The organism is Cellvibrio sp. pealriver, from assembly GCF_001183545.1.
Taxonomy (GTDB): domain Bacteria; phylum Pseudomonadota; class Gammaproteobacteria; order Pseudomonadales; family Cellvibrionaceae; genus Cellvibrio.
Genome location: NZ_KQ236688.1, coordinates 4112035 through 4129338 on the forward strand (window position 1 = coordinate 4112035; position 17304 = coordinate 4129338).

The 17304-nt window shown below is 46.6% G+C and carries 16 protein-coding genes; 13 read left to right on the forward strand and 3 right to left on the reverse strand.

The window, feature by feature from the left end; all coding sequences use genetic code 11:
* Nucleotides 1-27: 27 nt before the first annotated feature.
* Nucleotides 28-369 (reverse strand): zinc ribbon domain-containing protein YjdM, encoded by a 342-nt coding sequence (locus tag VC28_RS17875; protein WP_049631833.1) that lies wholly within the window; start codon nucleotides 367-369, stop codon nucleotides 28-30.
* Between the two features lie 120 nt (nucleotides 370-489).
* On the reverse strand, nucleotides 490-2835 hold the full coding sequence (locus VC28_RS17880; RefSeq protein WP_231591847.1) for a Tex family protein: 2346 nt from the start codon (nucleotides 2833-2835) through the stop codon (nucleotides 490-492).
* Between the two features lie 221 nt (nucleotides 2836-3056).
* On the opposite strand from VC28_RS17880, the gene VC28_RS20050 reads away from it, so the two are divergent.
* Genes VC28_RS20050 through VC28_RS17895 form a run of 3 tightly spaced genes read left to right on the forward strand, consistent with a single transcriptional unit; the run spans nucleotide 3057 to nucleotide 4670 of the window.
* Nucleotides 3057-3317 carry a DUF2884 family protein gene (locus tag VC28_RS20050; protein WP_049631835.1) on the forward strand — a complete coding sequence of 87 codons (261 nt, stop codon included), beginning with the start codon at nucleotides 3057-3059 and terminating at the stop codon, nucleotides 3315-3317.
* 4 nt (nucleotides 3318-3321) lie between these two features.
* Nucleotides 3322-3843 (forward strand): DUF2884 family protein, encoded by a 522-nt coding sequence (locus tag VC28_RS17890; RefSeq protein ID WP_049631836.1) that lies wholly within the window; start codon nucleotides 3322-3324, stop codon nucleotides 3841-3843.
* Nucleotides 3844-3899: 56 nt separating this feature from the next.
* Nucleotides 3900-4670 (forward strand): head GIN domain-containing protein, encoded by a 771-nt coding sequence (locus tag VC28_RS17895; RefSeq protein WP_049631837.1) that lies wholly within the window; start codon nucleotides 3900-3902, stop codon nucleotides 4668-4670.
* On the opposite strand, the gene VC28_RS17900 is transcribed toward VC28_RS17895, so the two are convergent.
* Entirely contained in the window at nucleotides 4657-5970 is a 1314-nt protein-coding gene (locus tag VC28_RS17900) for a sensor domain-containing protein (RefSeq protein WP_049631838.1), read from the reverse strand. The two genes, VC28_RS17895 and VC28_RS17900, sit on opposite strands and share 14 nt — an antisense overlap.
* A gap of 226 nt (nucleotides 5971-6196) precedes the next feature.
* On the opposite strand from VC28_RS17900, the gene VC28_RS17905 reads away from it, so the two are divergent.
* The 10 genes from VC28_RS17905 (at nucleotide 6197) to VC28_RS17950 (ending at nucleotide 17175) form a co-directional block, all read left to right on the forward strand.
* Nucleotides 6197-6589, forward strand: a complete 393-nt coding sequence (locus VC28_RS17905) for a hypothetical protein (protein WP_049631839.1) — start codon at nucleotides 6197-6199, stop codon at nucleotides 6587-6589.
* A 64-nt stretch (nucleotides 6590-6653) separates the two neighbouring features.
* On the forward strand, nucleotides 6654-7688 hold the full coding sequence (locus VC28_RS17910; protein WP_049631840.1) for a tetratricopeptide repeat protein: 1035 nt from the start codon (nucleotides 6654-6656) through the stop codon (nucleotides 7686-7688).
* Nucleotides 7689-7726: 38 nt separating this feature from the next.
* Nucleotides 7727-8095 carry a GntR family transcriptional regulator gene (locus VC28_RS17915; protein ID WP_049632524.1) on the forward strand — a complete coding sequence of 123 codons (369 nt, stop codon included), beginning with the start codon at nucleotides 7727-7729 and terminating at the stop codon, nucleotides 8093-8095.
* A gap of 1 nt (nucleotide 8096) precedes the next feature.
* Nucleotides 8097-8975 carry an ABC transporter ATP-binding protein gene (locus VC28_RS17920; RefSeq protein WP_049631841.1) on the forward strand — a complete coding sequence of 293 codons (879 nt, stop codon included), beginning with the start codon at nucleotides 8097-8099 and terminating at the stop codon, nucleotides 8973-8975.
* A complete protein-coding gene (locus tag VC28_RS17925) occupies nucleotides 8975-9904 on the forward strand; it encodes a hypothetical protein (RefSeq protein WP_049631842.1) in 930 nt (309 codons plus the stop codon). Before VC28_RS17920 ends, VC28_RS17925 begins: the two co-directional genes overlap by 1 nt.
* A 24-nt stretch (nucleotides 9905-9928) precedes the next feature.
* Nucleotides 9929-10627: a DUF4386 domain-containing protein gene (locus VC28_RS17930; RefSeq protein WP_049631843.1), complete on the forward strand. Its 699-nt coding sequence runs from the start codon at nucleotides 9929-9931 to the stop codon at nucleotides 10625-10627.
* Nucleotides 10628-10713: 86 nt separating this feature from the next.
* Nucleotides 10714-11538, forward strand: a complete 825-nt coding sequence (locus VC28_RS17935; RefSeq protein WP_049631844.1) for a hypothetical protein — start codon at nucleotides 10714-10716, stop codon at nucleotides 11536-11538.
* Nucleotides 11539-11677: 139 nt separating this feature from the next.
* Nucleotides 11678-14515 (forward strand): insulinase family protein, encoded by a 2838-nt coding sequence (locus VC28_RS17940; RefSeq protein WP_049631845.1) that lies wholly within the window; start codon nucleotides 11678-11680, stop codon nucleotides 14513-14515.
* A gap of 97 nt (nucleotides 14516-14612) precedes the next feature.
* The gene (locus tag VC28_RS17945; protein ID WP_049631846.1) at nucleotides 14613-14915 is read left to right on the forward strand and encodes a DUF3144 domain-containing protein; all 303 of its coding nucleotides are present in this window, start codon (nucleotides 14613-14615) and stop codon (nucleotides 14913-14915) included.
* A 289-nt stretch (nucleotides 14916-15204) separates the two neighbouring features.
* Nucleotides 15205-17175: a sialate O-acetylesterase gene (locus VC28_RS17950; protein ID WP_049631847.1), complete on the forward strand. Its 1971-nt coding sequence runs from the start codon at nucleotides 15205-15207 to the stop codon at nucleotides 17173-17175.
* Nucleotides 17176-17304 lie beyond the last annotated feature (129 nt).

The following is a 17304-nucleotide window of genomic DNA, read 5'->3' on the forward strand; positions in this document are numbered from 1 at the left end:
TAGCGTTTGTGCGCCACTTTTTTGTGATTATGCCTTTTTAACAAATTCTGATTTCAGCATCATGGCACCGTGGCCATCCACTTTACAATCCAGATTATGGTCGCCATTCACCAAGCGGACAATTTTTACTTTGGTACCGACTTTCAATACGGAGGAGGTGCCTTTGATTTTTAAATCTTTTGCGACTGTCGCGTTGTCGCCATCGGCCAGCAAATTGCCGTTGGCATCGCGCACGATTAATTCATCGTCACTCGCCACATCGGTAGCATTTTTAGGCCATTCGTGTGCGCATTCGGGGCAAATTAATAACTCGCCATCTTCGTAGGTGTATTCGGAATTGCATTTGGGGCAGTTGGGTAAAGTGCTCATAATTGTTTCTGCATTGAGATAGTGTCGTGCTTGGCCGCCATTCTCGCGCAGCGAGAATGACGACTCCCTTTTTTAATCATTCACCAAGCTCAGCTTGGTGTGACTATTGTGGACAACTAACTACTTTTTCTTCATCGCCTGTTGCAACAGAGCACCCAAACTGCCGGTGCTGGCCGGTGCAGGATTATTTTTCTGCGCCGCGCGTTGTTGGTTTTGCGATGGTGAGCGCTCGCCACCCTTTTTACCCTCTACTTTTTCACCGGGCGTATCATCCAAACGCAATGAGAGGGCAATGCGTTTACGTGGTACATCCACTTCCATCACTTTCGCTTTGACGATATCGCCTGCTTTTACCGCCTCGCGTGGGTCTTTAATAAAATTATGTGAGAGCGCAGAGATATGCACCAGTCCGTCCTGATGTACACCAATATCCACAAATGCGCCGAAGTTGGTGACGTTAGTGACAGTGCCTTCCAAAATCATACCGGGAACTAAATCGGTAATTTCTTCTACGCCATCCTGGAATTGCGCCGTTTTAAATTCAGGGCGCGGGTCGCGGCCTGGTTTATCCAATTCTTTAATGATGTCGGTAACCGTCGGAACACCAAATTTTTCGTCAGTGTAGTCTGCTGCTTTTAAGCTGCGCAGGAAGGATGAATCGCCAATCAAGCCTTTTAAATCGCGGCTATTTTTCTGTGCGATTTTTTCAACTACGGAATAGGATTCCGGGTGAACGGCAGACGCATCAAGCGGATTGTCGCCACCGGCAACGCGCAAAAAGCCTGCCGCTTGCTCAAAGGTTTTTTCACCAAAGCGTGGTACTTTTTTCAGCGCGGCGCGTGATGCAAACACGCCGTTTTGGTTGCGGAATTCTACAATGTTATTGGCGAGTGTAGTGTTCAAGCCGGATACACGTGCAAGCAGTGCAGCCGATGCCGTGTTCACTTCTACGCCCACCGCGTTTACGCAGTCCTCTACAACCGCATCAAGCGAGCGCGCCAATTGCGATTGCGAAACATCGTGTTGGTATTGGCCAACACCGATGGATTTTGGATCAATTTTTACCAATTCGGCGAGCGGGTCTTGCAAGCGGCGCGCAATAGAAATCGCCCCGCGAATAGTCACGTCCAAATCCGGAAATTCTTTCGCTGCGTATTCTGATGCTGAATAAACCGATGCACCGGCTTCACTAACGATTACAGCGCTGGCTTTGATTTCCGGATGGCGTTTGAGTACATCTTTGGCAAATTTTTCGGTCTCGCGCGATGCAGTGCCGTTACCAATTGCGATCAAACCGACATTATGTTTGTTGCACAGGTGAACCAGAATCGCTTCTGACTCGGCAATTTTATTGAGCGGCGGCGTTGGGTACATCACGCAGTGGTCAAGCACTTTACCGGTTGCATCTACCACAGCGACTTTCACGCCGGTGCGCATGCCTGGGTCTAAACCTATGGTGGCTTTTTGGCCTGCAGGTGCGGCGAGCAACAAATCTTTTAAATTGGATGCAAATACTTTTATCGCTTCTTCTTCGGCTTTTTCGCGCAGCTCACCCAGCAGATCAGTCTCCAAATGCGTGAGCAATTTTACTCGCCAGGTCCAGCGTACCACTTCAGCTAACCAGCCATCGGCGGCGCGGCCTTTATCCTGAATTTGCCAATGTTCGGCGATCATGGTTTCACAAGGATGGCCGATGCGTTGTTCTTCATCACCTACTTTAATACTGATGCTCAGTACGCCTTCGTTGCGACCGCGGAACATGGCCAGTGCGCGATGCGAAGGCACCGATTTAAGTGCTTCATCGTGCTCAAAATAATCGCGGAATTTTTGTACTTCTTGCGATGTGTCATTGGCTTTTTCGGGTACAGCACGTGCCGACAAGGTGGCTTCGTTGTGCAGGAAGTGACGCAGGCGGCCGAGCAATTCTGCATCTTCACTGAATTTTTCCATCAGGATGTATTTGGCACCGTCGAGCGCCGATTTCACATCATTAATGCTGTGCTCAGCGTTGAAATACTTGGCGGCTTCTACTTCAGGAGCGAGTGTTGGGTCGGCTAGCAGTGCTTCTGCCAGTGGCTCCAGCCCCGCCTCTTTGGCGATCTGGCCTTTGGTACGGCGCTTGGGCTTGTAAGGCAGGTACAAATCTTCCAGGCGGTTTTTGGTATCGGCGATGGATACCTCATGTTCCAGTTCCGGCGTGAGTTTTCCTTGTTCGCCGATGGATTTCAGGATCGCCGCGCGGCGCTCTTCCAGCTCGCGCAGGTAGCGCAGGCGCTCTTCCAGTGTACGCATTTGCGAATCATCCAGCCCGCCGGTCACTTCTTTACGATAACGCGAAATGAACGGCACGGTCGCGCCTTCATCCAGTAGCCCTACGGCTGCGCTAACTTGTTGTTCCTGAACGTTTAATTCATCGGCGATGCGTTTGGCAATGCTGGGTAAACTGGTCATAACGAAATGGCTCATATTGCGGCTTGAATCGGAAAGGGCACCATTATCGCCAAATAACGCGCCACTTCCAGACTTGTTTTTAGCCGGGGTTTATGGGTTGGAATCATGAATTGCCAATAATTTTTTATTGCAACTGAATCTGATTGTGCGTTCCCTGCGTCTCAGGATTTAGCTAGCGAAAAAACGCAATACAAGTCCGATAAAAGCAAATCAGGTTAAAGGCAAAAGGTGAGGGTATGAAAATCGTAGTTGCCGGGTTGTGTGTGGCAATGGCCTGCAGTGTGCAGGCCGGCCAAAGCTGCAATATCAACGTGCAGGGTGATTTGAGTATTTCCAAAGACGCGATCCGCGTTGCGGAAGAAGGGCGGCCAGTTTATGAAATTACCCGCGACAACACCCTGTTTGTGGATGGTGTGGCAGTGGTGTTGGATAGCGAACAAACCGCACTGCTGGGCCGGTATGAATCGCAGTTGCGTGCACTGGTGCCGCAGGTGTAAAGGCGTGGCGGTGGAAGGCATCAATATGGCAGTGACAGCGCTTTCGATCACCATTGATGGGTTATTGGGTGAAGGGAATAAAGTGTCGCAGCAATTGCGCGATGAACTGAATGGTTTGAAGGGTGATGTGCAGCAATATTTTTCACCGGACAATACCATCAGGTTTAACGCCAAGGGTGATAGCACGCCCGATTTGTTAGGTGATTATTTTGCAACGCGTGTTGAGCGAATAGTTGAAACATCCGTACAGGAATCATTGGGTGATGTGTTGTTAGCCCTGGGTAGGGAAGTATTGGCCAGTGGTGGCGATATGGAAGCATTTGGCGTGCGGATGGAAAAGTTTGGCCAGCAAATGGAGCAGCAGATGAATGCAAAATCAGCTCTGCTTGAAACACGCGGCGCGGCCTTGTGCGACTCCATCCGGGCACTGGATGTGATTGAGGAGCAACTAAAAGTGAAGTTGCCGCAGGCGAGCCAATTTAATCTGTTGCAGGTGGAAACGCCTGCGCAAGTACACACAATTTAAGTTCACCTAATGGTGCAATTTGTTGGTTATCCGTTGATTATTTTTTGAGGTTTATTATGTTAATTCGCTCTCTATCATTTGCACTGGTTAGCGTGTTTGTCGCGGCTAATGTGCAAGCAGAAATCGTTGCCAAAACCTATCCCGTAAAAGATTTTTCTGAATTTGTCAGCGGTGGAAATACCTCTGTTGAGATCACCCAGGACGGCACTGAGTATTTGCGTGTCGAGGCAGAAGCAGAAGTGATGAAGCGTATCAAGGTCGATCAAACCGGAAAGCGCGTCAGCGTGTGGGCAAAAGGGGAGCCGGGATTTTTCAATTGGTTTAATCACAGCAATGAGCCCGTGCGCATCGTATTGCGTGTTAAAAAATTGGAATACCTGGAAATTTCCGGTGGCGCACGCGCTAATGTAGGTGATTTACAGAGCGATATTTTCCGGCTTGGCGTGAGCGGTGCGGGCAATGTGGAATTTGCCGGCCTTAATGCTGGGGAGTTGATTGTGGATTTGTCGGGTGCGGCCAATGTAAAACTGAATGCACTCAACAGCAAACGTCAGGATTTTGATTTATCCGGTGCATCAAACGTGGATATACGTGCAGAGGGGAACACCCAGTCATTGGAAGTGACTGCCAGCGGCGCGAGCAATTTCCGCGGCAGAAAATTAACTGCAAAAGACGCTAATTTGGGTGCGAGTGGTGCATCGCATGTTGAAGCATCAGTCACTGATGTGCTCACGGCAGAGGCGAGTGGCGCATCCAGTATTGATTACTACGGCGATCCAAAAGCAAAAACCAATTCCAGTGGTGCCAGCCACGTCAATGCACATTAACCGCGTTTTGTTTTGCTGCGTACATGGCGTTATCGGCATGGCGCAGCAAGGCCTGGTCGGTGTCACCGTCTAACGGATAGTGTGCGATTCCTATGCTGGGCATGATGCGTACCATTTGCCCTTGTAGATCAAATGCTTCTTGAAAAACATCCCGGATTTTTTGCACAACCGTAATGCTTTGTTCGGGGTAATCCAGATTTTCCAGCAATATGACAAATTCATCGCCGCCAAACCTGACTACGGTATCGCACTCGCGCACACAGGATTCCAAACGGCGCGCTGCCTGCTCTAGCAGAACATCACCTGCAGTGTGCCCGTAGTTGTCATTCACGGCTTTGAATTTATCCATATCCAAATACAGCAGTGAAAAGATGACTTGATGGCGTTTGGCGCGCGCCATGGCCGAATGAATACGATCATAAAATAAGGTGCGGTTGGGGAGCTTGGTCAGTTGGTCGTAAAGCGCAAGATGCTCCAGTCGCGCCATCATTTGTTTGCGCTCAACCGCAGCGGCGATTTGTGTAGAGACAAATTGCAATAATTCCAGATTTTTTTCGCTGTAATGCTGTTGTGCAGAATAACTTTTTAATACCAGTGCGCCCAACACGCCTGAGTGTGATTTCAGTGGTACACCCAGCCAGCTTTGCAGTGCCATACGCTCATGCATGGCGTTGTAAAGACAGGCTTCGTTTTTATGTAGCACTTTATTTAACAGTTGATTGCTCGTTTCGCTGCTGTCATTGCCAAAATCCATCACCACTTGTTCGCGTGAATAAGGAAGGCTGACAGCAGCAGAAGATTTATCGCGCAATGCAATCGCGAAATTATCGGCCGGTAACAACTCACTGATAATGCGATGGATTTGCGCGAAGAGTGTGTTTAAGTCCTGCGTATTATGGGATGCCTCGGCAATCGCAAACACGGCTTGTTGAATGCTTTCGGCATGTTTGCGTCGGGTGATATCGCGCGCTACAGCTACCCTGCATTGGTCTGCTTCTGACCACCGTGCCGACCACATGATATGCACTATTTCGCCGTCTTTGCGGATATAGCGATTTTCAAAATGAGGTTGGGGTTCGCCCGCCATAATTCCGGCAACTGTGTGCAGTGTGCGTTGACGGTCATCCGGGTGCATCAAGTCCAGCATTTGCCTGCCCATCATCTCCATTTGGCTGTAACCGAAAATTTGTTCGGCACTGGGGCTCACATACAAAAAGTGACCTTGTTTATCCACCACGCAGATGGCATCAACCAGCAGGTCAACATATTTGCCCAAGGCAGGGAAAGAGGGGGCATTCATAATCTACATCCATCAGAACGGCCAAGGTAAACAGGCTGGCCTCATATTCTACATAGCATAGTCAGGCACACGGCGGATTAAAACCTGGCGGCCAACTTTTATGTTAGGCGGTGTATTGGGCTTGGTGAAATTGGGGGGTTGTTTTAATCTGTTATGGTGTTATATTTGTGTATAACACCAGTTGGTGTGAAATGTGTTGATTGGTCTTCATCATAAGGAGCGGGATATGTCGGATGTGGTAGTGGGAGTAACAAAAGTGCAGATGATATTGCTGAGGGCAATGTATCTGCTGATTGTGGTTGGGTTGGGGTTAACTATTTGGCCATCGATTATTGTTCCGGACGCGCGTATTGCTGATCCGCATTCGGTCATCCAATCCATGTTGGGCGCGTTTTCTCTATTGGCGCTGGTCGGGCTGCGTTACCCATTACAGCTGTTGCCTATTTTGTTGTTTGAATTGATGTGGAAAACCTTATGGGTGTTGGTATTTGCACTTCCAGTGTGGTTGCAAACAGGGCTTGATGAATATGCCAAAGGTGTTTTGTTTGCGTGTGTGATGGGTATTGTGCTGACGCCTTTTATTATTCCCTGGCGTTATGTAATGGCGAAGCTGCGTTAGTGTGAACGCACACGGCTGAATGAATGCGGATGAATAGGCACTTATTGCTAGAGGAGTTGATGTAATGAAGGAAATGTTCTTGTTTTTAAATAAAAAAATCAGTGTTGGCGCAAGCGTGTTTTTGTTCCCGGCAATGGTAGTTGCGGCGGATTCGTCGCATGTCGCTGATGCAGAGGCAGAAAATACCAATGCCGGAGTTCAGGCTTATCTTGAAGGGCGTTATGACGATGCCGAGCAGTTTTTTTTAGGTCATACGAAAACCGCAGCAAGTAAAAATGAGTCACTTATTTTTCTGGGCAGGATCGCCATTATGCGCGGTGATACGGAATTGGCGGTAAATTACGTTGAGCAAGCTTTGGCTATTGGCCCTAATTCAGCGGAAGAAGTGAAAATTTCTGGCGATGTTTATTGCAATCAGGCGCAAGGGGCATCGATTTTTACTGCACTGAAATTAGCAAAAAAATGTGCGGCACAATATGAGGCTGCATTACAGATAGATGCTAACAATATAGAGGCTTTAGCTGCTGCGGCACGCTTTTATCTCAGCGCGCCCTCTATTGCCGGAGGATCAACCAAAAAAGGTGCCGAGTATTTACAGCGCTTGCAGCAGTTGTCTCCTGAGGATGCAGATACTTATAAAATTCATAGTCTGGAGCAAGACGGAAAAACCGATGCTGCGCTGCAATTAGCAGATGAGTTAAGCGGTAAAACATTCAATTCGGCAATTAATCAATATGAAGTTGCGCATTTTTATCGGGATAAAAAAGTATTCGACAAAGCAAAACGTCTGTTTGAATCCGTTTCCAATACGCCCGTTAGCGTCAAAACCAAATGGCATATCCATGACAGCCTGCTCCAGTTAGGGGAAATTGCCATTATGGAAAACGACTTTGACAAGGGCATTGAGTATATTGAGCGGTATCAATCGAAGAACAAAAACCCAAAAGATCCGCATTATTTTTGGGCATCCTGGAGTTTGGCAAAGGCGTATAAGTCGGTAGGCAATACGGAAAAATATGCGCTGTTGGTTAATAAAATAAAGTCGGAGGACTATCAAAAAGATAAGGCCTTCTCCAAAGAGTTTGAAGCCAATATATAACCTTAGTGACAAGGATGTCGATCAGCCATGAGATGCAAATGACAATGAATTGGAATGATGACCAACCTATTTATCGACAGCTGCGCGAAAAAATCGCAGCGTTGATCTTATCCGGCGCGATTAAAGAAGGGGAGCCTTTACCTTCGGTTCGTCAGGTATCGAGCGATTATCAAATTAATCATATTACCGTCAGTAAAGCTTATCAGGAGTTGGTAGATATGGGACTGGTTGAAGCGCGGCGCGGTATGGGTATGTATGTGCTCGATGGTGCACAACAAAAACTACACGGGATTGAAAAGGAAAAATTCATTTCTACCGAAATTCCGGCGTTGGTGCAACGTATGCGTCAGCTGGGCGTGAGCAAAAAAGAATTGATCGCTGCATTGCAAGCGGTTCAAGGAGAATAAGGTGAATCAAGTCATTAGTGCACAAGGTGTCAGCAAGCATTACGGAAAAAAGGTAGCGCTTGATAATGTAAATTTGCAAATAGCATCAGGAAAAATCGTTGGGCTTATTGGCCCTAACGGTGCGGGCAAAACCAGTTTGCTGAAAGGTGTTTTGGGCTTGGCTCCTGTTGACGGCGAGCTTAGTGTTTTAGGAATGAACCCCCAGCGCGAGCGAGTGAAATTATTAGAGCGCGTTTCCTTTATTGCCGATACCGCCACGCTGCCGCAGTGGATCAGCGTGCGCGAGTTGATCGCTTACACCGAAGGCGTTCATCCGCGTTTTAGTCGTACGCAGTGTTTAAAATATCTTGCGGAAACTTCTATTGCACTGACCGATAAAGTCAGGTCGCTCTCCAAGGGTATGGTTACCCAATTGCATTTGGCATTGATTATGTCGATTGATAGTGAGCTATTGGTATTGGATGAGCCGACCTTGGGCTTGGATATTCTCTATCGCAAACAGTTTTATGAAAACTTGTTAAATAATTATTACGATGACCAGAAAACCATTTTGATTACTACGCATCAAGTAGAAGAAATCGAAACTATCTTGACGGATCTGGTGTTTATCAATCAGGGTAAAATTGTGTTGGATACCAGCATGGAACAAGTTGCTGCGCAATATGTGGAGTTGCATGTGGATGCCAATTACAAAGATCATGCGTTGGCGCACAACCCTATTCACAGTCGTCGCTTATTGGGCGGGTTCAGTATGTTGTTTGAACCTAATGAACAACAGCGCGAATCGCTGGCGCAATTGGGTAAGCTCACTACGCCGAGCTTAAGTGAATTATTTGTGGCAAAAATAAAACCACAGCATGTGGCGAAGGAGGTTGCGTAATGTTTGCAAAGCGTGTGGCGGTGCAGTTGAAACGTGAATACTGGGAGCACCGCAGTTTATTTGTGTTTTTGCCTTTGGTGTGTGTGTTATTGGTGACGGGTTTTTGGGTGTTGGCGGTTATTAGTGATCCCGTCATTACCCAGCAAAAAGGATCAGATTTTCATTTTCTGGATCCTCGCGTTCAGGAAATGTTAAAGCCGGACGAAACCGGTAGCGGTTATAAAATCAATTATGACAATAAATCCGTAGTGGGTTTTATTGTTGCGTTTCAGCAGTTTATAGGATGGTGGTTTTTTACTGTCATCAGCGTGTTTTTAGCCTTGTATTACTGTTCATCTTGTTTGTTTGCTGACCGCAAAAGTCGCGATATTTTATTTTGGCGCTCCATGCCTGTGAGCGAACCATTCAATGTGTTGATTAAATTGGTTGTGGCTGCAGCGAGCGTTCCTCTGTTGACCTTGTTGATGAATACACTGACGAGCCTGGTGTTATTGCTGGTGATGAGTGCGTGGTTGGGTGACTTGGGGCAATTCACTACAGCGTTACAAGCATTGCCACTTTTAGGTAGCTATTTCCTGGGAAGTGTTGGGTTAGTGCCACTGTTACTGCCTTTATTTGCCTGGGCGATGCTGGCATCGGCCTATACCAAAAAATCGCCTTTTTTAGCGGCAACGTTTATTCCGTTGCTCTTGTTGGTTGCCGATCGTTTTCTTCATTATTTTATGGGAATCAACATTCATATTTATGAATTGGTAAAAACCTATTTTAAAACGATTGCCGAAGCCATACAGATGTCGTTTGGCGATGCCGGTAATGGCTATGTGAGTTTTACGTTTAACTACTCTATAGATGTCGCAATCTATTGTGTGATTGTGGCGATGTTGTTGGGTGTAGTGATATGGCTGCGCAATAGCCGCTACGAGATTTAACCATCATTAAAATGGATTATATTTATGAGTGCATCCAGTTTGGCAAGGTTGGCAGGGTTGATTTATCTGGTGCTGATTGTTACAGGCATATTTGGTTTGGTTTATGTGCCTGCTACATTAATCGATTGGGCTGACCCGGCAGTAACGGTTGCGAGAATTAATGAGCAAAAGCAGCTGTTCCGGTTAGCGGTAGTTGCCGATGTTATTTGTTTCGTGTGTTTTATTTTTTTACCTCTAGTGTTGTATAAGTTGTTGGGGTGGGTGAATCGCCAGATGGCAATACTGATGGTTGTTTTAGCGTTGGTCAGTATTCCGGTCACAATGGTTAACGTTACCAAGTTAGTGGATGTGCTCACCTTGCTTCATGGTCATGCTTATTTATCTGCAATTGCAGGTGAACGGCTACATGCACAGGTCATGTATTTGTTGGTGTCGTTTAATAACAATACCTTGGTTGCGAGTATTTTTTGGGGTGCTTGGTTGCTGCCATTTGGCTATCTGGTATTTAAATCCGGCATGTTGCCGCGCTTTTTGGGCGTGTGTTTGGTGTTGGGTGCTGTGGGGTATCTCGCGGAGTTTATATTGAAATTTGTATTCTCCCTGGAATCTGTCCCCTTCTATGTTGGGTTGCCGGGTACTATTGGTGAGTTCGGAATTTGTTTGTGGATGCTTGTCTTGGGTGCACGGAGTGCGCCATCGCCCCCAGAACTATCAAATCACTAGAGTGTCTACAGCGGGGTGAGATACGCATTGGCGGTTCATCGATTGTATGCGTGCCCATTTCAATAGCCATTAAAAGAGGATGCGTTGTGTTGGCAGTGTGGAGGTTTAAGCCAAAGAAGTTAAAACAAGACAAGCTCAAGCAAAAATCGGCGACCTGTTTTTTGTCTGTCGTATTGTTGTATTGTTGTTCGGTTTTATCTGTAACAGCAACTGCAAACGGTGTAGAAGATTTTCGTGCTGCGCTTCCACTGCTGAAGTCGTCAACGCCGATTGTGCTTAATGCACAATTCAAATTGTTCGGTCGCAGTGGTGAGCACGACGAATTGATTGAGCGTGAAGGCTTGATTAATGTTCGTTTGGAGGATGGGGATGGTGGGTTGCGAGCAACCTATTCGCCAGAATTAATTGCGCAATTGCACACCGAAGAGCTGGCCAAGATTGACGATGAAAACGTAAAAAATTCAGCGCTAAATGCGGTCGGGCAATTTGAGTATTGGGAGTGGCGGGAGATATTGTACCCCGCAGCGCAAATGGAATTAATTTTGGGGCGCTACCATTTTGTAAGCGAAAAAATGGATAGGTTTAATGGTCTGCCTGCCCGATTGCTTACCTTCAGTATGCCCAAAGAAAAAATCGATAAAAGTTTTCGCAAGTACGTTAAAAAATATAAGAATCATTTTTTAGTGTGGATTGATGCGAATGGTGTTCCGCTTGCAAGCAAAATAACGGAGAAAGGTTCAGGGCGTGTATTTATTGTAATTGGTTTTAGTTTCAAAAATGAAATTCATACTGAGTATCGCCAACACAACGGGCGGTTGATTGCCATTAAGCGCGAAGTGAATGATGAAAGCACGGGTGCAACCATGCGCAGCCAACGGCATTTCATTACCACTGCGAGCCCCATAAATTAATCGTACAGGAGCCTTTGGTTAGGAACCTCTTGTTTATCCCCAATGTCTCACGCTACATGCACACCTCTGTGCTAGCTCCAACAAAGCTGCTAGGCTTTGCCCGCACATAAAATCTCTCTAACCCTAAAGGAACTACGCCATGTTAAAGCGCTACTCGGCCTATGCTTTCAGTTTGCTATTGCTGGGCGGAATCGGTTTGGTGGGCTGTGAATCTACCAGCAGCCCCAAACCGGTAGTACAACAACTTGAGCAGGTCACTATCACCAAAAGCCCTAATGATGACCGCCAATATGCGGCATTAATGCTGCCTAATGGTTTGCAAGTGGTGCTGGTGTCTGATCCCTCATTGGAGAATTCTTCGGCATCGCTCGCGGTGGGTGTGGGCAGTGCCCATGATCCAAAAGACCAGCTTGGACTTGCGCATTATCTTGAGCACATGCTGTTTTTAGGCACGGAAAAATATCCCGAGCCAGATGGCTTTATGAAATACACCCAAGCCAATGGCGGTATGACCAATGCGTTTACGGCTTACGATAAAACCAATTACATGTTTCAGATCAACGCCGGAAAATTTGATGAAGCCTTGGATCGTTTCAGCGATTATTTTAAAAAGCCGACGTTTGATCCGCACTTCAGCGATAAAGAGCGCAATGCAGTAAATAATGAGTGGTCGCTGCAAAAAGCCCAGGACAATTGGAATCTGTATGCATTGCAGGGATACACTGCAAACCCCCACAGCCCCAGCGCAAAGTTCACTATTGGTAATCTGGATACCTTGAAGGATAAACCAGGCTCTGTGCTCAATGATGAAATGAAAAAATTCTACAATACTTATTACTCATCCAACATCATGAAGTTGGCGTTAGTAGGTAAGCAATCTTTGCCAGAATTAAAAGCCTTGGCTGAAAAACATTTTGCAGCCATCCCCAATAAAAATGTAACGCTACCTGAAATCACTACGCCCGGTCTTACCAAAAACGAAATGGGTAAAAGTATTCATTACAAACCCATTAAAGAATTAAAAGTGTTGTACGTGGATTTTCCGGTTAAATCCAATAAAACCCAGTGGCGATTAAAGCCCAATCAATTCATTCATAGCCTGCTTACCTCTGAAGAGCCGGGTACTTTAGGTGAACAATTGCGTGCACAAGGTTTGGTGAAAACCTTGACCGCCTATTTTGATGCCGAAGCCTATGGTCCCGATGGGTTTTTGCGCGTGCAGGCCGATTTGACCGATGCTGGTTTGCAAAAGCAGGATGAAGTGATTGCAGCCATTTTTGCTTATGTTGATGTCATCAAACGCAAAGGGCTGGATAAAAATTATTATCGCGAATTGCAAGCTATGCGCACCAAAGATTTTGCCAATGCCCCCAAGCCTGATCCACTACAACAGGCAGTTGGTTTGGCGATATCGCAGTTTGATTTGCCTGTTGAAAACCTGATGAATTCAGAATACATCTACGAACGCTATGATGAAAAGTCAATCAATGCGGTACTGTCGCAATTGGAAGAAAAGCGCGCGCGTATTTGGTACGTTAATCCAAACGAAAAAGCAGACACTCCGGTTCCATTTTTTGATGGCGTTTATTCAATCCGCGATATTACCGGCGATGAATACAAACGCTGGGAGTCATTGAAGAAAAATTATGCGTTTAACTTGCCGCCGCTTAATGATTTATTTACCGATACCCAAGCGCCGATTGTTGACAATACTTATCTCAAGCCGCATCAGGTAGTGAGTCAGGCAGGTGTTGAGGCCTTCCTCGTGCATCCGGAATTTTATCGTGAAGACAAGGGTAAACTCGCATTGCAGATCAATGTAGATTTCGCAATGAAATCGCCAAGAGAGGCAGTATTGGCCAGTTTGGTGAATGACATTTATGCCAAGCAGACAATGACGTTGTCGGATCGTGCCGGGCGCGCCTCTTTAGGGATTTCAACCTCGGTAATGGATGCGGTTAGTCAGGGTATTTTTATTTCGGGCTACACCACCAAGCATCCGCAATTGTTGCAAAAGATGTTAAACGAATTTGTGACGTTAGATATTAGTGACAAACATTTTCATGAAGCTATGGATAGCTTCCAGCAGGGCATGTCCAACAAGAAAAAGAATCATGTATTCCGCCAATTGTTTGGCCATGCACAGCGCTTGATTTCCAAAACACCTTGGACCGATGAACAAATTCTGGCGGCGGCTGAAAAAATTACTAAAGCCGATGTGATTGCCTATCATCAAGCTGTTAAAGCTGATCCATTATTACGTTTGCTCGCCGTCGGCAATTATACCGATGCACAAGTCCGTGCTATGGCAGAAGCAGCGGCAGCGATATTGCCGGGCAAGCGTTTGCCGGAGTCGCGTGCGGTCAACCAATACGTCACACCTGCTGCTGGCAAAGTGGTGAGCTTTAATGATGATGTCGAGTTGGCGGATAGTGCGCTTTTGCAAGCCTGGTTTGGTAGCGCCAAATCTGACGATGAGCAAGCACAATTAGCGGTATTGAATTCGTTATTCGGCAATGATTTCTTTATGCAATTGCGCACCCATGAGCAGTTGGGTTATGTGGTGACCAGCTTTAATTATCCGGTAGATGATATTCCCGGTTTTGTGATGCTGGTACAAAGCTCCAACACGGATTTGCCAGGCATTAAGGCGCGCATGGATAAATTCCGCAAAGAATATTTAGCCAAATTAAAAACAACGGACGAAGCCGAGATTGAACAGGCAAAACAGGCATTGATAGCGAATGCGCTGGAAAAGCCAAGCGATTTCTATTCCGAAGCGGATAGATACAGTGGCGAGTTCTGGCATGGTAAATACGCATTTGATGGCCGCGACCGTTATCTGGCGGCATTGAATAAAGTCACCAAAGCGGATGTAATCAAAATCTACGAATCGCTTCTGTTAAATGAAAAAGCAGGTAAAGGCTTGTTGCAATTGCGCGGTACCAATTTTAAAGCCAAGCCATTTGCACACTGACTCTGTAAAAGTCTCTGCTGTTGGCAATCGTTGCGCTGACAGCAGAGGTGTGGCGGCTTATAATGCCCCTCTATTATTTCTTGATTGTGAGTTTTCCATGAGCACTACCGACGACGATATTTTTTGGGAATTGGTTGAAACGTTTATCAATAATGCCAACGATGCTTGTGACAATGCCGACCCGGGTATTGTGAGTGCTGCGTTGATGAATGCGGCGGCGCGTTTTAATGCTTATGCAGTTGCGCAGAGCTCGCTGGATAAAAATGAATTTGCCGAGGATGTGGAAGGGACAACCAACTACTTGACCGGTCGCTACCGTGATTTTCTTAAAGAGCATATGGAAGACTACCGCGATAACTACACAACGCTTATTGGCAACCGGGAGCTGCCCGAAGAATAAGCCTTGCGTTAGTGCGTTATGAGAAAAAAGCAGCTTCGGCTGCTTTTTTATTGTCTGCTTAATGGTTTTGGTTTTGTTTGGCGTTATCGGTAATCGTCTGCAAACGTTCAATATTTGTAAAGATCTGGCGTGGGCAAAAATCTCGGGTTTATCTTTGTCTGGTATACAAGTATATTAAATGGCCAGCATATGCTGGCGATAAGCATAACAATTCATAACGACAATTATAAAAACGAACATAACCATTAGTCTAACAACCACTACAATACCTTTACTTGTGAACCTGACTATGAACAAGCCTCTCTCTATTAATAAACAATTATTTTTACTGCTTTTTTCTGCACTGTTTTCTTTGAATACGGTTGCCGATGTGTCACTGCCGCGGTTGTTAAGTGATGGCGCAATCCTGCAGCGCGATAAACCGCTGACGATTTGGGGTTGGGCGGATGAAGGTGAAAATGTCTCGGTTACTTTTGCAGGAAAAACATTATCAGCGGTGGCGAAAGACGGACGTTGGTCGGTCACTTTTCCTGCGTTGAAAACAGGTGGCCCTTATGAATTGAAGGTCAGTGGCAACAACCAATTGTTGCGCAAAAATATTCTGATGGGCGATTTATGGATTGCGGCGGGGCAATCCAATATGGAATTGCCATTGAATCGCGTGAAATACCAATACCCGGATTTGATTGAATCGACCAACCAGCCGAATATCCGCGAATTCAATGTGCCTGTTACTTATGCGTTTAAAGGGCCGCTGCAAGATTACACCCAAGGCCAATGGAAAACCGCAACGCCAGAAAATATGGCAACATTTTCTGCTGTCGGATTTTTCTTTATGCAAAAACTCCACGCCGACAATAATGTGCCGATTGGATTGGTCACTATTCCGGTAGGTGGTTCACCTGCGGAGGCGTGGGTGAGTGAATCGGTATTGGAAAAATATCCGCACTACCAACAAAAATTGCAACCCTTTAAAGATGATGCTCACGTGCAGGCGACTATCGCAAACGATAAAGCCAACAGCAGTAAATGGTATGCCGATCTGGATGCGGCCGATGTCGGTTTGAAAAATAATTGGCAACAAGAAAATATCAACACCGAAAATTGGAAAACCTTGCAGGTACCTGGCTTTTTAAAAGAACAGGCGGTGAGTAAAGAGGATAAAGAATTTACCAATGGTGCCCTCTGGGTGCGCAAAACAATCGAATTGACGACAGCACAAGCGGCGAAAAAAGCGGTGCTTTGGTTGGGTTGTATTGTGGATGGCGATCAAGTGTATGTGAATGGTCAATTGGTCGGCCAAACTGGCTATCAATATCCACCGCGTATTTATGCAGTGCCTGCAGGTTTATTAAAAGCGGGTGCGAATAGCATCAGCATCCGTGTCACCAGCTATTCATCGAATGTGGGTTTTGTTAAAGATAAACGCTATGCGCTGTTGTTGGGTGATGGTTTGTTTGGTGATGAGGCTGTTGATCTGAAAGGCGAGTGGAAATACCAAATCGCGGCGCGCGTAAATGCGATGCAGCCGGGAACAACATTGCATTATTTGCCATCCTCTTTATTTAACGCGAAGTTGGCGCCGGCGTTGCCGCTGAAAATCAAAGGTGTTATTTGGTATCAGGGTGAATCTAATGTGGGTCGCGCTGCGGAATATCAACAACTAATGGCCGATTTAATTAGCGATTGGCGCGCGCAATTCCAACAAAAAGAATTACCTTTTATTTATGTGCAACTGGCTAACTTTTTACCTGCAGCGAAAGAGCCGGGTGAGAGTGGTTGGGCCGAGTTGCGCGAAGCTCAGCGGCAATTACTTGCGATAAATAATACCGCGATGGCGGTGGCGATTGATGTGGGTGAGTGGAACGATATTCATCCGCTCAACAAGCAAGCGGTGGGCGAGCGGTTGGCGTTGGGGGCATTGAAGGTCGCGTATGGGAAAAAATCTTTGTTGGCTTCCGGCCCGCGCCTGAAAAAAATAAAGGCCAGTGGTGAAAAATTGGAACTGAGTTTTGCAGATGTCGGTAAAGGCTTGAGCGTGCGTGGTGAGCAGCTGGGGCATATTGCGATTGCCGGTGCGGATAAGAAATTTGTGTGGGCCAAGGCGCAGGTTAAGAAGGATAAGGTGATTGTGTGGGCGGATTCTATCGCTGAGCCAAAATGGGTGCGTTATGCATGGGCGGATAACCCTGAGGGGGCAAATCTGTATAATAGCGCGGGTCTGCCTGCATCGCCGTTTGAGGCTCGCGTATCAGATTAGTCTTTGTTCCCCGCGCAATGGTTCCGGCGTTTACTCTGAGACTCGCCGTGAACCCGTCCGTGGGGGCTCGTCGCCCGCATCCCTGCGGGCTACGGTCTCCGAGTAAACGCCGGATCCATTCCGCTACCT

Excerpts from the sequence above, each read along its gene's own strand:
- VC28_RS17875 (WP_049631833.1), bottom strand. The coding sequence starts at position 369 with ATGAGCACTTTACCCAACTGCCCCAAATGCAATTCCGAATACACCTAC.
- VC28_RS17880 (WP_231591847.1), bottom strand. The coding sequence starts at position 2,835 with ATGAGCCATTTCGTTATGACCAGTTTACCCAGCATTGCCAAACGCATC.
- VC28_RS20050 (WP_049631835.1), top strand. The coding sequence starts at position 3,057 with ATGAAAATCGTAGTTGCCGGGTTGTGTGTGGCAATGGCCTGCAGTGTG.
- VC28_RS17895 (WP_049631837.1), top strand. The coding sequence starts at position 3,900 with ATGTTAATTCGCTCTCTATCATTTGCACTGGTTAGCGTGTTTGTCGCG.
- VC28_RS17900 (WP_049631838.1), bottom strand. The coding sequence starts at position 5,970 with ATGAATGCCCCCTCTTTCCCTGCCTTGGGCAAATATGTTGACCTGCTG.
- VC28_RS17905 (WP_049631839.1), top strand. The coding sequence starts at position 6,197 with ATGTCGGATGTGGTAGTGGGAGTAACAAAAGTGCAGATGATATTGCTG.
- VC28_RS17910 (WP_049631840.1), top strand. The coding sequence starts at position 6,654 with ATGAAGGAAATGTTCTTGTTTTTAAATAAAAAAATCAGTGTTGGCGCA.
- VC28_RS17915 (WP_049632524.1), top strand. The coding sequence starts at position 7,727 with ATGACAATGAATTGGAATGATGACCAACCTATTTATCGACAGCTGCGC.
- VC28_RS17925 (WP_049631842.1), top strand. The coding sequence starts at position 8,975 with ATGTTTGCAAAGCGTGTGGCGGTGCAGTTGAAACGTGAATACTGGGAG.
- VC28_RS17930 (WP_049631843.1), top strand. The coding sequence starts at position 9,929 with ATGAGTGCATCCAGTTTGGCAAGGTTGGCAGGGTTGATTTATCTGGTG.
- VC28_RS17940 (WP_049631845.1), top strand. The coding sequence starts at position 11,678 with ATGTTAAAGCGCTACTCGGCCTATGCTTTCAGTTTGCTATTGCTGGGC.
- VC28_RS17945 (WP_049631846.1), top strand. The coding sequence starts at position 14,613 with ATGAGCACTACCGACGACGATATTTTTTGGGAATTGGTTGAAACGTTT.
- VC28_RS17950 (WP_049631847.1), top strand. The coding sequence starts at position 15,205 with ATGAACAAGCCTCTCTCTATTAATAAACAATTATTTTTACTGCTTTTT.